Annotated in this window: 16 protein-coding genes; 10 read left to right on the forward strand and 6 right to left on the reverse strand. The window is 69.7% G+C overall.

All coding sequences use genetic code 11. From position 1 onward, the window contains the following. The first annotated feature begins 3 nt into the window (after positions 1 to 3). The 9 genes from AOP72_RS04690 to AOP72_RS04730 all read left to right on the forward strand — a co-directional run bounded on the left by AOP72_RS04690 (position 4) and on the right by AOP72_RS04730 (position 7,613). A complete protein-coding gene (locus tag AOP72_RS04690) occupies positions 4 to 795 on the forward strand; it encodes a 16S rRNA (uracil(1498)-N(3))-methyltransferase (RefSeq protein ID WP_062133098.1) in 792 nt (263 codons plus the stop codon). Positions 796 to 799: 4 nt separating this feature from the next. Further along, entirely contained in the window at positions 800 to 1,141 is a 342-nt protein-coding gene (locus AOP72_RS04695; protein ID WP_062136854.1) for a histidine triad nucleotide-binding protein, read from the forward strand. Continuing rightward, a complete protein-coding gene (locus AOP72_RS04700) occupies positions 1,126 to 2,199 on the forward strand; it encodes a PhoH family protein (RefSeq protein ID WP_084631282.1) in 1,074 nt (357 codons plus the stop codon). Before AOP72_RS04695 ends, AOP72_RS04700 begins: the two co-directional genes overlap by 16 nt. Then, complete coding sequence (gene ybeY, locus AOP72_RS04705) at positions 2,196 to 2,648, forward strand: rRNA maturation RNase YbeY (RefSeq protein WP_062133101.1); 453 nt, start codon at positions 2,196 to 2,198, stop codon at positions 2,646 to 2,648. Before AOP72_RS04700 ends, ybeY begins: the two co-directional genes overlap by 4 nt. Position 2,649: 1 nt before the next feature. Next, positions 2,650 to 3,570 carry a GTPase Era gene (gene era / locus AOP72_RS04710; RefSeq protein WP_062133104.1) on the forward strand — a complete coding sequence of 307 codons (921 nt, stop codon included), beginning with the start codon at positions 2,650 to 2,652 and terminating at the stop codon, positions 3,568 to 3,570. A gap of 166 nt (positions 3,571 to 3,736) precedes the next feature. Continuing rightward, on the forward strand, positions 3,737 to 5,479 hold the full coding sequence (leuA, locus tag AOP72_RS04715; RefSeq protein ID WP_062133106.1) for a 2-isopropylmalate synthase: 1,743 nt from the start codon (positions 3,737 to 3,739) through the stop codon (positions 5,477 to 5,479). A 52-nt stretch (positions 5,480 to 5,531) separates the two neighbouring features. After that, positions 5,532 to 5,972 carry a GNAT family N-acetyltransferase gene (locus tag AOP72_RS04720; RefSeq protein WP_062133110.1) on the forward strand — a complete coding sequence of 147 codons (441 nt, stop codon included), beginning with the start codon at positions 5,532 to 5,534 and terminating at the stop codon, positions 5,970 to 5,972. A 45-nt stretch (positions 5,973 to 6,017) separates the two neighbouring features. Then, positions 6,018 to 6,764 carry a DNA repair protein RecO gene (recO, locus tag AOP72_RS04725; protein ID WP_062133113.1) on the forward strand — a complete coding sequence of 249 codons (747 nt, stop codon included), beginning with the start codon at positions 6,018 to 6,020 and terminating at the stop codon, positions 6,762 to 6,764. Between the two features lie 90 nt (positions 6,765 to 6,854). After that, positions 6,855 to 7,613: an isoprenyl transferase gene (locus AOP72_RS04730; protein WP_062133115.1), complete on the forward strand. Its 759-nt coding sequence runs from the start codon at positions 6,855 to 6,857 to the stop codon at positions 7,611 to 7,613. On the opposite strand, the gene AOP72_RS04735 is transcribed toward AOP72_RS04730, so the two are convergent. From AOP72_RS04735 to AOP72_RS04760, 6 genes are read right to left on the reverse strand one after another with little or no spacing between them, the layout of a single operon-like run. Then, entirely contained in the window at positions 7,610 to 8,155 is a 546-nt protein-coding gene (locus tag AOP72_RS04735) for a DedA family protein (protein ID WP_062133119.1), read from the reverse strand. The genes AOP72_RS04730 and AOP72_RS04735 overlap by 4 nt on opposite strands. After that, positions 8,155 to 8,565 (reverse strand): Fur family transcriptional regulator, encoded by a 411-nt coding sequence (locus AOP72_RS04740; protein ID WP_062133122.1) that lies wholly within the window; start codon positions 8,563 to 8,565, stop codon positions 8,155 to 8,157. Before AOP72_RS04740 ends, AOP72_RS04735 begins: the two co-directional genes overlap by 1 nt. Further along, positions 8,562 to 9,431 (reverse strand): metal ABC transporter permease, encoded by an 870-nt coding sequence (locus AOP72_RS04745; protein ID WP_084631865.1) that lies wholly within the window; start codon positions 9,429 to 9,431, stop codon positions 8,562 to 8,564. The genes AOP72_RS04740 and AOP72_RS04745 overlap by 4 nt, the downstream gene beginning before the upstream one ends. After that, positions 9,428 to 10,222: a metal ABC transporter ATP-binding protein gene (locus tag AOP72_RS04750; RefSeq protein ID WP_062133129.1), complete on the reverse strand. Its 795-nt coding sequence runs from the start codon at positions 10,220 to 10,222 to the stop codon at positions 9,428 to 9,430. The genes AOP72_RS04745 and AOP72_RS04750 overlap by 4 nt, the downstream gene beginning before the upstream one ends. Further along, entirely contained in the window at positions 10,209 to 11,195 is a 987-nt protein-coding gene (locus AOP72_RS04755; RefSeq protein ID WP_238581608.1) for a metal ABC transporter substrate-binding protein, read from the reverse strand. Before AOP72_RS04755 ends, AOP72_RS04750 begins: the two co-directional genes overlap by 14 nt. Before the next feature lie 32 nt (positions 11,196 to 11,227). Beyond that, positions 11,228 to 11,671 (reverse strand): GTP-binding protein, encoded by a 444-nt coding sequence (locus tag AOP72_RS04760; protein WP_062133135.1) that lies wholly within the window; start codon positions 11,669 to 11,671, stop codon positions 11,228 to 11,230. A gap of 132 nt (positions 11,672 to 11,803) precedes the next feature. Between AOP72_RS04760 and AOP72_RS04765 the strand changes: the two genes are divergently transcribed. Next, a complete protein-coding gene (locus AOP72_RS04765; RefSeq protein ID WP_062133138.1) occupies positions 11,804 to 13,189 on the forward strand; it encodes a glycine--tRNA ligase in 1,386 nt (461 codons plus the stop codon). Position 13,190 lies beyond the last annotated feature (1 nt).

The raw sequence follows: 13,190 nt of genomic DNA on the forward strand, positions 1-13,190 counted from the left end.
GCCATGAGCGCACCGGTCTTCCTCAGCGACGCTGCGGCCGATGCGCGCCCCGGCGACGTGATCGCGGTCACCGGTGACGAGGCGCGGCACGCGGTGACGGTCCAGCGTCGAGGCCCGGGCGAGGCCGTCGACGTGGTCGACGGTGCAGGATGGCGCGCCCGCGGCGTGATCGCGGAGGCGAGCCCAGACCGCATGAGTGTCCGCGTGGAGTCGGTCTCCCGCGATGACGACCCTGCCGTGGTGCTGGTCCAGGCGCTCGCCAAGGGAGGCCGCGACGAACAGGCGGTCGAGGCCGCGATCGAGCTGGGTGCCACCCGCATCGTCCCGTGGGCCGCGTCCAGAAGCATCGTCCAGTGGCGGGGCGACAAGGCGCAGAAGGCACGGGCGAAGTGGCAGTCGCTCGTGGTCACCGCCACCAAGCAGTCGCGGCGTGCCCTCGTCGCCCCGGTGGACCCGCAGGTCTCGTCCGCTGAGCTCGCCCGGCTCGTGCGCGAGGCCGTCGCCCGGGGGGAGCGGGTGCTCGTGCTTCACGAATCGGCGACCACCGGCCTCGCGACCCTCGCGTGGGTCGGTTCGACCACTCCGGTGTGGGTGGTCGTGGGGCCAGAGGGCGGCATCTCCGACGACGAGCGTGCCGCTCTCACCGACGCGGGAGCCGAGGCAGTGGTGCTCGGGCCCCATGTGCTGCGCGCCTCGACCGCCGGCCCGGCCGCGATGGCAGCACTCGCGGTGGCACGAGGGCACTGGACCGCGCCCGGCGCGGCTGACGCCGCCACCGGCGGGGGCCTACGCTAGCCGTATGAGTGACGACTGCCTGTTCTGCACCATCATCGCCGGTGACATTCCCGGCGACATGGTGCTCGAGACCGAGCGCGTGGTGGCCTTCCGCGACATCGCGCCCAAGGCGCCGGTGCACGTGCTGGTGGTGCCTCGCACCCATGTGGCGAACGTGGCTGCCGCGGCTCGCGAGATTCCTGAGGTGCTCGCCGAGATGGCGGAGGTCGCCCAGCGGGTCGCCGACGCCGAGTGCGGCGGCCAGTTCCGGTGGATCTTCAACACTGGCGCGCGCGCGGGCCAGAGCGTGTTCCACGTGCACGGCCACGTGATCGGCGGCGGCGAGCTCGGATGGAACCCCGCGTGAGCGGCGCTCGCGTGATCGTGATCGACGACTCCGCCGAGATGACCGCGCTGATGGGCAGCGGCGACGGCGTGATGAAGGAGATCGAGCGTGGGTTCGGCACGGTCGACGTCCATGTGCGCGGCAACGAGATCACCCTGACGGGACCGGACGCGGACGTCGCCGCCGCGGCGACGGCCATCGAAGAACTGCGATCGGTGCTCGCCGCGGGGGTGCCCCTGACGGCGGACGTCGCGCGCGAGTCCATGCGCATTCTCAGCGCCACCCGAGGCGTCGCCGCCGCGGCGGCACACGCGGGCGATGCCGCCGCCCCTCCGGCGTCACGGCCAGTCGAGGTGCTCGCGCGCTCGGTGCTGTCGACCCGTGGGCGCACCATTCGACCCAAGACCCATGGCCAGGCCGAGTACGTCCAGGCCATCGAGAACCACACGGTGACGTTCGGCATCGGCCCCGCGGGCACGGGAAAGACGTACCTCGCGATGGCTCAGGCCGTCGCCGCTCTCCAGGCCAAGAAGGTCAACCGCATCGTCCTCACGCGGCCGGCCGTCGAGGCGGGGGAGCGGCTTGGGTTCCTGCCCGGTGGCCTCAACGAGAAGATCGACCCGTACCTGCGTCCCCTGTACGACGCGCTGCACGACATGGTGGATCCCGACTCGATCCCGCGGCTCATGGAGGCTGGCACCATCGAGGTGGCGCCGCTGGCGTACATGCGCGGCCGAACGTTGAACGACGCCTTCGTGATCCTGGACGAGGCCCAGAACACCACGCGCGAGCAGATGAAGATGTTCCTCACCCGCCTGGGGTTCGGCTCGACGATGGTGGTGACCGGCGACGTGACGCAGGTCGACTTGCCGGGCGGCACCCAGTCGGGGCTGCGCGCCTCGCGGGAGATCCTCGAGGGCATCGACGACATCGCGTTCTGCGAGCTCAATGCCGACGACGTGGTGCGCCATCGCCTGGTCAGCGACATCATCACTGCGTACGCGAAGCTGGACGAGCGCACCGTCCCCCGCGGCGGCGGTCAGCGTCGGCGTCTGGGTCACCAAGGGAGTTCTTCATGATCGATGTCAACAACGAGACGGATGTCTCCGTCGACGAGGTGGAGTTCGCAGAGCTCGCCACCTACGTCCTGCAGGAGATGCACGTCGCCGACGGCGCAGAGCTCGCGATCCTCTTCGTCGACGAGGCCGCGATGGAGCAGCTCCACCTGCAGTGGATGGACGAGCCCGGCCCCACCGATGTGCTCAGCTTCCCCATGGACGAGCTGCGTCCAGGCACGGCTGATGCGCCCACCCCGCCAGGGCTGCTGGGCGACATCGTCGTGTGTCCCACGGTCGCCACCCGCCAGGCGGCGACCGCGGGCCACACCCCCGAAGAGGAGATGCTCCTGCTCACCACGCACGGAATCCTGCACCTGCTGGGCTACGACCACGCCGAGCCGGACGAGGAGAAGGAGATGTTCGCGCTCCAGCGACGCCTGCTGCTCACCTTCCTGGCGGGACGTGCCTGAGATGGGAGACGACGCCACCACCGCATCCGAGCACCGCAGCGGCTTCGCGTGCTTCGTCGGCCGCCCCAACGTCGGCAAGTCGACGCTCACCAACGCGCTGGTGGGGGAGAAGGTCGCGATCATGTCCTCGCGACCGCAGACCACGAGGCGTGCGATCCGCGGTGTTCTCACTCGCGAGGACGCGCAGCTGATTCTCGTGGACACGCCCGGGCTGCACCGCCCGCGCACCCTGCTGGGAGAGCGGCTCAACGACGTGGTGCGCGAGACGTTCAACGAGGTCGACGTCATCGGCTTCTGTCTGCCGGCAGACGAGAAGATCGGACCTGGCGACAAGTGGATCGCGCGCGAGCTGAGCGAGGCGCGCGCTCCTGTCGTCGCGATCGTCACCAAGATCGACGCGGTGCCCAAGCCGCGCGTGGCCGAGCACCTCATGGCCGTCTCCGAGCTCGCGGACTGGGCCGAGGTGATTCCGGTGAGCTCGGTCGAGGACATCCAGGTGGACGTGCTCGCGGACCTGCTCATCAAGTACCTGCCGAAGGGACCGCCGCTGTACATCGACGGCGAGATCACGGACGAGCCCGAGGACGTGCGCGTCGCCGAGCTCATCCGCGAGGCCGCGCTCGAGGGCGTGCACGACGAGCTGCCGCACTCGATCGCGGTCATGATCGAGGAGATGGTCGAGCCCGACTCCCCGGAGGCCTCGAAGGACGTTCTCGAGATTCGCGCCCAGCTGTTCGTCGAGCGCGACTCGCAGAAGGGCATCATCATCGGCCACAAGGGCGAACGGCTGCGGGACGTGGGCGCGACCGCCCGCGCGGGCATCGAGCGACTGCTCGGCCGGCGCGTCTACCTGGACCTGCACGTCAAGGTCGCCAAGGAGTGGCAGCGCGACCCCAAGCAGCTGGGCCGCATGGGCTTCTGAGGGCGACGTGACCCGCGCATCGACCGTCCGCTATGGTGAACGCATGCGCGCACGCTCGCTTCTTCTTCGTCGCCGCGACGAGGCCTAGCACCAGGCCGGCTCCTCGTCGCGGAGGTTGTCGCGCCGGCTGACTCTTCAGCCCAGACCCCGACGAAGGACTCCACACATGAGCGATCACTACACCTCGGGCGATCAGACGCCCTCAGCGATGCCCATCCAGAAGTACCGCCCGTTCCACGAGCAGATCACGGTGGACCTGCCGGACCGCACGTGGCCCGACAAGCGCATCGAGAAGGCCCCGCGCTGGTGCGCCGTGGACCTGCGCGATGGCAACCAGGCGCTCATCGAGCCCATGAACATCGAGCGCAAGATGCGCATGTTCGACCTCTTGGTGCGCATGGGGTACAAGGAGATCGAGGTGGGCTTCCCCTCGGCGAGCCAGACCGATTTCGACTTCGTGCGTGCGCTGATCGAGGGCGAGCGCATTCCCGACGACGTCACCATCCAGGTGCTGACGCAGGCCCGCGAGCACCTCATCGAACGCACGTACCAGTCGCTCGAGGGAGCGAAGAACGCGATCGTGCACTTGTACAACTCGACGTCCATCGTGCAGCGCGAGGTCGTCTTCCGCGCGGATGAGGATCAGATCCTCGACATCGCGACCCACGGAGCGATGCTGTGTCAGAAGTTCGAGGAGACCATTCCCGACACCCAGGTCTTCTACGAGTACAGCCCGGAGTCGTACACCGGCACGGAGCTGGAGTACGCGGTGAAGGTCTGCAACGCCGTGCTCGACGTGTGGAAGCCCACCCCGGAGCGCAAGGTCATCATCAACCTGCCCGCGACGGTGGAGATGGCGACGCCTAACGTCTACGCGGACTCGATCGAGTGGATGAACCGCCACCTCGACTACCGCGAGGCCGTGGTGCTGAGCCTGCACCCGCACAACGACCGCGGCACGGCCATTGCGGCCGCCGAGCTGGGGTACATGGCCGGCGCCGACCGCATCGAGGGCTGCCTGTTCGGCAACGGTGAGCGCACCGGCAACGTCGACCTGGTCACCCTGGGCATGAACCTGTTCAGTCAGGGCATCGACCCGCAGATCGACTTCTCCGACATCGACGAGATCCGTCGCACCGTCGAGTACTGCAACCAGATCGATGTCCACCCGCGCCACCCGTGGGGCGGCGACCTGGTGTTCACGGCCTTCTCGGGTTCGCATCAGGACGCGATCAAGAAGGGCCTCGAGTCGATGCAGGCGAAGGCCGATGCCCAAGGCGTCGGCGTGGACGACCTCGCGTGGGCCGTGCCGTACCTGCCCATCGACCCGCGCGACGTGGGCCGGTCCTACGAGGCCGTGATCCGCGTCAACTCGCAGTCCGGCAAGGGCGGCGTCGCGTACCTGCTCAAGACGGAGCGCAATCTCGACCTGCCCCGCCGGTTGCAGATCGACTTCTCACGCGTGGTCCAGGTAGCGGCGGACTCGACGGGTTCCGAGCAGACCGCCGAGGACATCTGGCAGATCTTCCAGGACGAGTACCTGCCCGCGCCAGACGAGGGGCGCCAGTGGGGCCGGCTCGCTCTGCACGGCACGCGCACCACCTCGTCGGACGAGGGCGCGGACACGCTCGCCGCGGATATCCGCGACGGCGACCGCACTCTCACGATCGAGGGGTCAGGCAACGGCCCGGTCGACGCGTTCGTCGCGGCCCTCGGCACCCGTGGCATCAAGGTCGAGGTTCTCGACTACCACGAGCACGCGATGACCGGGGGTGGCGACGCCCGTGCGGCAGCGTACGTGGAATGCCAGATCGGCGACGACATCCTGTGGGGTGTGGGAGTCGACCCGTCGATCACCACCGCGACGCTCAAGGCCATCATCTCGGCGGTCAACCGCGCACAGCGGTAGCGCCCCCGTGTCATGCCTCGTCAGGCGGTTCGTCCCGGCCGATGCTGGCGCGGTGGCGGCCCTGTGGCGCCAGTCGTTCCCGGACGATCCCGCGCGCAACGAGCCACTCGGCATGATCGCGCGCAAGCTCGCACGCGACCCGGAACTGTTCTGGGTCGCGTGCGAGCCACCGGCCGATGCGCGGGCCGGGTCCTGCTCGGAGGCTGCGGCGGGAGCGGAGGCCGGCAGTGTGGTGATCGGGGCGCTGGTGGCCGGCTACGACGGCGTGCGGGGCTGGCTCTACCACCTCGCGGTGACGCCCGTGCATCGGCGCGAGGGAGCGGCGACGGCCCTCGTCGCGCGGGCGGTTGACGAGCTCCGAGAGCTCGGGTGCCACAAGGTCAACCTCCAGGTCCGAGAGACCAACCGGGAGGTGCGGGCCTTCTACGAGTCGCTCGGGTGGACTGAGGACCACTCGGCGTCTCTGGGGCGCGTGATCGGCGACTCGCCCTGAGGCGCGCTCGCGCCGGTGAGAGCACGAGCGAGAGACAATGGGGGAGTGCCCCTCTACCGTGACGACGCCATCGTGCTCCGCACCCACAAGCTGGGCGAGGCCGACCGCATCATCACGCTGCTGACCAAGCGCCACGGCAAGGTGCGAGCGGTGGCGAAGGGCGTGCGCCGCACGTCGAGCAGGCTCGGCTCGCGCGTCGAGCCCTTCATGCTCGTGGACGTGCAGCTCTACGAGGGCCGGAACCTCGACATCGTGAGCCAGGTGGAGACCAAGGAGCCGTACGCCCGCCGCATCGCGGAGGACTACGCGCTCTATACCGCCGCGACGGCGATGGTGGAGACTGCGGACAAGCTGGTCGACCACGAGAAGGAACCCGCGTGGGACCAATACCGCCTGCTCCACGGTGCGCTGGGTGCGCTGAGTCGACGCGAGCATGACCCGGGAATGGTGCTCGACAGCTTCCTGCTGCGCTCTCTCTCGCTTGCCGGCTACGAGCCGAGCTTCGACCTCTGCGCGAGCTGCGGCCGCGAGGGACCGCACCGCGCCTTTGTGGTGGCAGGGGGCGGCGCCGTGTGCGAGGCGTGTCGGCCGCCGGGGGCTGCCGCCCCCGCGCCCGCGACGTTCTCTCTGCTCGAGGCGTTGCTGAGCGGCGACTGGCTCTCCGCTGATGCCTCGGACGACCGGCCGCGACGCGACGCTGCCGGTCTCATCGCCGCCTACACGCAGTTCCACCTGGAGCGGAAGGTGCGCTCGCTGAGTCACGTCGACAGGACGGATGGTCGACGGGCCTGACCGCGCGCGCGCCGTGTGATGGTCGCGGGCGGTGGTGTCGCCCAGCGCCGGAGGGGAGAGGGGGTGACGGGCCCGGCTAGGCTTGCCACCGTGACGTACTCCCGGCCGTATCCGCACGCAGGAGGCGCGACGCCTCCCGACCTGCCCGCATCGGCCGTGCCCGCCCACGTGGCCGTCGTGATGGACGGCAACGGGCGCTGGGCCAAGCAGCGCGGCTTGCCGCGCACCGAGGGCCACACCCGCGGAGAGGCGGCCCTGCTCGACGTGGTCGCCGGCGCAGTCGAGATCGGCGTGACGCACCTCAGCGCGTATGCGTTCAGCACCGAGAACTGGAAGCGCAGCCCCGACGAGGTGAAGTTCCTGATGGGCTTCAACCGCGACGTGATCCGTCGCAGGCGGGACCAGATGGCCGAGTGGGGGGTGCGGGTGCGATGGGCCGGGCGGCGGCCGCGCCTGTGGAAGTCCGTGATCGACGAACTCGAGCGCGCCGAGGAGATGACGGCAGGCAACGACGTGCTCACGTTGACCATGTGCGTCAACTACGGCGGCAGGGCGGAGATCGCCGATGCGGCGCGGGCGATCGCGATGAAGGTCGCGGCGGGGGAGATCGACCCGTCCAGAGTCTCGGAGAAGACGCTCGCGGCGCACCTCGACGAGCCCGACATGCCCGACGTGGACCTGTTCTGGCGCTCGAGCGGGGAACAGCGATCCAGCAACTTCCTGCCGTGGCAGGCGGCGTATGCGGAGTACGTGTTCTCCGACGTGCTGTGGCCTGACGTGGACCGTACCCACCTATGGGCGGCGATCGAGAGCTACGCGCACCGCAACAGGCGGTTCGGCGCGGCCTAACGGCCGATGCGCTCGGAAGCGGGCGTGGTCGCCTGCGTGTCGTGGGTGGTCGAGCGGCGTCGCCAGCGGCTCAGAGCGAACGCCACCACGACCACGGCGGCGAGCGCCCCGATCAGCAGGGCGGGCGATCTCAGCCACGCCTCCCACAGCGACAGCCCGATCGCGGTGTAGACGGTCGCCCACGCGACGCAGCCGGGGATCATCGCGAGCGTGTAGAGGTCGAAGCGCATGCGCGCGAAGCCGGCGGACGCGTTGACGAGCGTCTGGAACCCGACGGTGAGGAAGGATACCGGGATCCCGAGAAAGCCCCAGCGCTCCAGGAACGCGCGGGCACGGTCGGTGCCGGGGCCCGCGAGTCGCTGTGCGAGGCGAGCACGCCGACTCTCCTGCGACTCGGCACGCTCGGCGACCGCGTCGGCGCCTGATCGTGCCCATCGCGCGACCCAGTAGGTCGCCTGGGTGCGGACGAACACGACTGCCGTGAGGAAGAGGAACAGGCCCCACCACGGCCCGGCCAGGATGAAGGCGGGAACTCCGGGCATCAGTGCGCGTCCGCGCCGCTAGCGTGACACTCCGTGCAGACGCCCGTGAGTTCGACCGTGTGGTCGATCAGGGAGTAGCCATGCGAGCGAGCGATGCGGTCGGCCCACGATTCGAACTCGGGCACGTCGATGTCCTCGGCACGTCCGCAGACGCGGCAGCGCAGGTGGTGATGGTGCTGCTCGCCTGCCTCGCAGCGGCGGTAGAGCGTCTCGCCAGAGTCGGTGACCACAGTGTCCAGGTCGCCGGCCTCGGCGAGCGACTGCAGCGTGCGGTAGACCGTCGCGAGGCCCACGCTGGAGCCGTCGTGTCGAAGCGTGTCGTGCCATGCCTGCGCGGAGCGGAACTCCGTGTGGGTGTCGAGCAGCTCGAGTACGGCGGCACGCTGCCGGGTCATGCGTTGTGCTGTCATGAACTGGTCTCCGCAAGGGGGCTTCGGCGTCGATGGCGGCGCACGAGTGCGGCGCCGACTGCCACCACGATATAGGTCGCGACGCCCAGCACGACAATGAGGGCGCCCGGCTGGAGGTCGTGCTCGAGAGTGATGCTCACGCCGGTGACGCACAGCACCATGCCCAGTCCCATCGCCGCCGTCATGGTGCGAGCGAAGGACCCCGTCAGCAGTTGCGCGATCGCCACGGGGACGATCATCAGCGCCGACACCAGCAGGACGCCGACGACCCGCATGGACACCGTGATCGTGACGGCCGCCAGCACGGCCACGACCATGTTGAGCACCTTCACGGGCAGGCCAGTGGAGTAGGCGAACTCCTGGTCGTGTGTGACCGCGAACAGTGCGCTGCGCAGTCCGATGCCGAGCACGAGGATGACGGCCGCCATCGCGAGCGTGACCGCCACGTCCGTCCATGTCACGGTGGAGATCGATCCGAACAGGTAGCCCAACAGGTTCGCGTTCGAGCCGCCTGCGATTCCGATGAGCAGGACGCCCAGTGCGATGCCGCCGTAGAACAGGATCGCCATGACGACGTCCGCTGCGGCGGTGCCGCTCTCTCGCATCCTCTCGATCACGACCGCTCCCACGATGGCGAAGACGATCGCGCCTGGCACGGCGAGAGCGTCCTGCTGGGCGAGCCCAGCGGCGGATCCCGCGAGCCACCCAGCGGCGACTCCCGCCAGGGCGACGTGGCCGATGCCGTCGCCGAGGAGCGCCATGCGGCGTTGGACCAGGTAGGTGCCCACCACAGGCGCGCTCGCCCCGACCAGCACGGCGACGATGAGCATGCGCTGCACGAGCGGCTCCTGAAGCATGGCGATCATGGCCCGTCCCATCCGAGTCCGGTGCGGTCGGCGGTGGGCAGGTCCGCGTGCGGGTGTTCGTGATCGTGCCCGGGGAGGGCGTGGACGCCCATGTCCGCCGGGGGAGCGCCGGCGTACGTCACGCATCCATGCTCGAGGACCACCGCTTGGTCGATGTGTCGCGCGACTGCCCCGAGCTCGTGGAGCACGATGACGATGGCAGCGCCGTCGTCCTTGAGGTGCCCGAGCGCGTGGGCGAATGCCACCTGGGACTCCAGGTCGACTCCCGCCATCGGCTCGTCGAGCACGAGGACGTCTGGGCGGCGTACCAGGGCGCGCGCGATCAGCGCACGCTGCTGCTGACCGCCCGACAGCCGCGTCACGTCACGGTGGGCGAGATCGCCGATGCCGAGAGTGTCCAAGGCCTCGGCCACCCGGGCGCGAGAGTGCCGGGGAGCCCGGAGCCGTCGGTTGCCGAGCAACCCCGAGGCGACGACCTCGGCGACGGTGGCGGAGACGCCGCCCGCTGCCGTGAGGCGCTGCGGCACATAGCCGAGCCCCGCGCGGCCGCTGGGAGTGAGGGGGCGGCCCGAGAGTCGGATGTCGCCATGGGTGGGGGTGACGGCGCCGACGAGCGCTCGGACGAAGGTCGACTTGCCCGATCCGTTGCCGCCCATGAGCGCGACGACCTCACCCCGGTGAGCGTCGAGAGAGACGCCGTGGAGGATGCGCGTGCCGCCCAAGGACACGCGCACGTCCCTCGCGCTCAGCACGAGGGACGTGGCGGGTGCTGCGGGGTCAGTTGCAGGCAAGCCCGGCTCGCAAGGCGTCGAGGTTGCGGGTCATGACATCAATGTAGTCGTCGTCGCCCGTGACCCCCTCGACGGGGTCGAGCACCGCGGTCTGGACCCCGGCATCCGCGGCGAGCGCCTCGATGGCGGCGGCGTCGACCAGCGATTCCGAGTAGACAGTGGTGGCGCCGGTGGCCTGCACCTCGTCGCGCACCTCGCGCACGCGGGCGGGGGACGGCTCGGCGTCAGGGTCCAGGCCGGACAGTCCGTGCTGCTCGAGACCGAGCCGCTCGGTGAGGTACCCGAAGGCCTCGTGGCTCACAAAGATGTCGCTGCGCTCGCACTGCGACAGGCCATCCGTGAACGACTGGTCGAGGGCGAGGAGCTCGGTCTCGAGCGCCTCGGCGTTCGCCGCGTACTCCTGAGCGTTGTCGGGGTCGACGTCGGAGAGCTCGACGGAGACCTCGTGCGCGTACTCCGCGAGCAGCGCTGGGTCGAGCCAGAAGTGGGGGTCGCCGGCCGAGTGGTCGTGGCCCTCGTGCGAGTCCTCCTCGTCGGCGTGAGCCTCGTCCTCGTCCGCGTGGTCCTCGTCCTCGTCCGCGTGGGCCGACTCGTGCTCCTGGACGATGGGGTGCGCGTCAAGCGCACGCACGCCGGTCGTGCCCACGGCGTCATCCACAGCGGGCTGGAACTCGCTGAGGAACAGCACGAGGTCGACGTTCTGCATCTCGCGCACGACAGCGGGGGACAGCTCGAGGTCGTGCGGCTCGACTCCTGGCGCAGTCAGCGGCAGGACCGAGACCTGGTCACCCCCCACGCGCTCGGCGACGAACTGAAGGGGGTAGAACGCGGCGGCGATGGGGACCGCGCCCTCCGCGGCGGCTGCGGGGGCCCCCGCCGATGAGTCGGTGGTCGTCTCGGCAGTCGAGCAGCCGGCGAGCACAAGCGAGGCGGTCGCGGCGGTGGCAGCGAGGACGGAGGCGCGAATCTTCATGAGAGGCATCCTATTGCTAATGAGAATCGAAGTCAAAATGCCTCGGGGGCGCCGAGCCAGTCCTCCAGAGCGTCGCCGTGCGCGTGCCAATCTGTCCCGCGCTCGTCGTCGCGCACCAGGCAGTCGTGGAAGGCTGCGGCGATGGTGTCGTGCTCGGGGCCACGACCCGTGGCGACGAGGCGCGTTCCGCAGTCGTGACGGCCCCAGGGCCCCAGTGGGCCGACGCTCACCTGGCGGCCGGCGCCGTCCCACGCACACGCATCGGCCGGACGCGTGGGGACCCAGAAGTGGCCGCGAGTGCGGGCCTCGTGCCCGCCGAGCTCGGTCAGGCGCGCCCGCAGCCTGCCGGGGTGGAAGGGGCGGTCGCTCCGGAGGTCGATCGACCACACGCCGGCGCATTCGGGCTCGACGTGACGGTTCATACGGAGCGGGTCGATGCGGCCCAGCGCCGCGTCGCAGCCATGCTCGGTCCCCATGATGCGCGCCGCTCGAGAAACCCGCCGGGCGCATCGTCCGGATCTCTGCTGGCGCTGCGCTGCCGGGTCCGGGGCCCGTCGCGCGCCGATAGACTGTCGACGCATTCCCGTCGACCCCTCAAGGAGCACTCAGTGGCACAGCCGTCCCGCCTCGACAACGTGATCTCACTCGCGAAGCGCCGCGGCTTCGTGTTCCCGTGCGGCGAGATCTACGGAGGCACACGGTCCGCGTGGGACTACGGACCGCTCGGCGTGGAGCTCAAGGAGAACATCAAGCGTCAGTGGTGGCGCAACGTCGTCGCGAGCCGCGACGACATCGTGGGCCTCGACTCCTCGGTCATCCTGCCTCCTAAGGTGTGGGAGGCCTCGGGCCACATCGGCGCGTTCGTCGACCCCCTGGTCGAGTGCCTGAGCTGCCACAAGCGCTACCGCGAGGATCACCTGCTCGAGGAGTTCGAGGAGAAGAAGGGCCGCGCGCCCGAGGGCGGCCTCGCCGAGGTGGCGTGCGCCAACTGCGGCAACCGCGGCCAGTGGACCGAGCCCAAGATGTTCAACGGCCTCCTGAAGACCCACCTGGGTGTCACCGAGGACGAGTCGGGGCTGCATTATCTGCGCCCCGAGACCGCCCAGGGCATCTTCGTGAACTTCGAGAATGTGCAGCGCACGTCGCGCATGAAGGTGCCCTTCGGCATCGGCCAGATCGGCAAGTCCTTCCGCAACGAGATCACGCCGGGAAACTTCATCTTCCGCACCCGGGAGTTCGAGCAGATGGAGATGGAGTTCTTCGTCAAGCCCGGCTCGGACGAGGAGTGGCACCAGTATTGGATCGACGCCCGCACCGACTGGTACACGGGACTGGGCATCGACCGCGACAACCTGCGCCACTACGAGCACCCGGCGGAGAAGCTCTCGCACTACTCGAAGCGCACCGTGGACATCGAGTACCGGTTCGGCTTCACGGGCTCGGAGTGGGGCGAGCTCGAGGGCGTCGCGAACCGCACCGACTTCGACCTGTCGACGCACTCGCAGCACTCGGGCAAGGACCTCAGCTACCTCGACCCGGCCACGAACGAGCGCTACACGCCGTACGTCATCGAGCCCGCCGCCGGCCTCACGCGTTCGCTGATGGCCTTCCTGGTCGAGGCGTACGACGAGGACGAGGCGCCCAACACCAAGGGCGGCGTCGACAAGCGCACGGTGCTGCACCTGGACCCGCGACTCGCACCGGTCAAGGCCGCCGTCCTGCCGCTCTCGAAGTCCGAGGAGCTCATGCCCACCGCATCGGCGCTCGCTCAGGAGCTGCGCGGCATCTGGAACGTCGACCTCGACGTGACCCAGGCGATCGGCAAGCGCTACCGCCGTCAGGACGAGATCGGCACGCCGTACTGCATCACGGTCGACTTCGAGACGAAGGACGACCAGGCGGTGACCATCCGCGACCGCGACACCATGGTGCAGGAGCGGGTCGCGCTCGGCCAGGTGCAGTCGTACCTCGCCACGCGCCTCGTCGGCGCGTAGG

Origin of the sequence: Demequina aestuarii, assembly GCF_000975095.1 — a bacterium.
In the GTDB taxonomy this organism is placed as follows: Bacteria; Actinomycetota; Actinomycetes; order Actinomycetales; family Demequinaceae; genus Demequina; species Demequina aestuarii.

Bases quoted from the DNA above. Each gene is read 5' to 3' on its own strand.
- AOP72_RS04745 (WP_084631865.1), bottom strand. From the start codon at position 9,431: ATGATCGCCATGCTTCAGGAGCCGCTCGTGCAGCGCATGCTCATCGTC.
- AOP72_RS04700 (WP_084631282.1), top strand. From the start codon at position 1,126: ATGGAACCCCGCGTGAGCGGCGCTCGCGTGATCGTGATCGACGACTCC.
- AOP72_RS04760 (WP_062133135.1), bottom strand. From the start codon at position 11,671: ATGGGGACCGAGCATGGCTGCGACGCGGCGCTGGGCCGCATCGACCCG.
- era (WP_062133104.1), top strand. From the start codon at position 2,650: ATGGGAGACGACGCCACCACCGCATCCGAGCACCGCAGCGGCTTCGCG.
- AOP72_RS04695 (WP_062136854.1), top strand. From the start codon at position 800: ATGAGTGACGACTGCCTGTTCTGCACCATCATCGCCGGTGACATTCCC.
- AOP72_RS04740 (WP_062133122.1), bottom strand. From the start codon at position 8,565: ATGACAGCACAACGCATGACCCGGCAGCGTGCCGCCGTACTCGAGCTG.
- ybeY (WP_062133101.1), top strand. From the start codon at position 2,196: ATGATCGATGTCAACAACGAGACGGATGTCTCCGTCGACGAGGTGGAG.
- leuA (WP_062133106.1), top strand. From the start codon at position 3,737: ATGAGCGATCACTACACCTCGGGCGATCAGACGCCCTCAGCGATGCCC.
- AOP72_RS04690 (WP_062133098.1), top strand. From the start codon at position 4: ATGAGCGCACCGGTCTTCCTCAGCGACGCTGCGGCCGATGCGCGCCCC.
- AOP72_RS04735 (WP_062133119.1), bottom strand. From the start codon at position 8,155: ATGCCCGGAGTTCCCGCCTTCATCCTGGCCGGGCCGTGGTGGGGCCTG.
- AOP72_RS04755 (WP_238581608.1), bottom strand. From the start codon at position 11,195: ATGAAGATTCGCGCCTCCGTCCTCGCTGCCACCGCCGCGACCGCCTCG.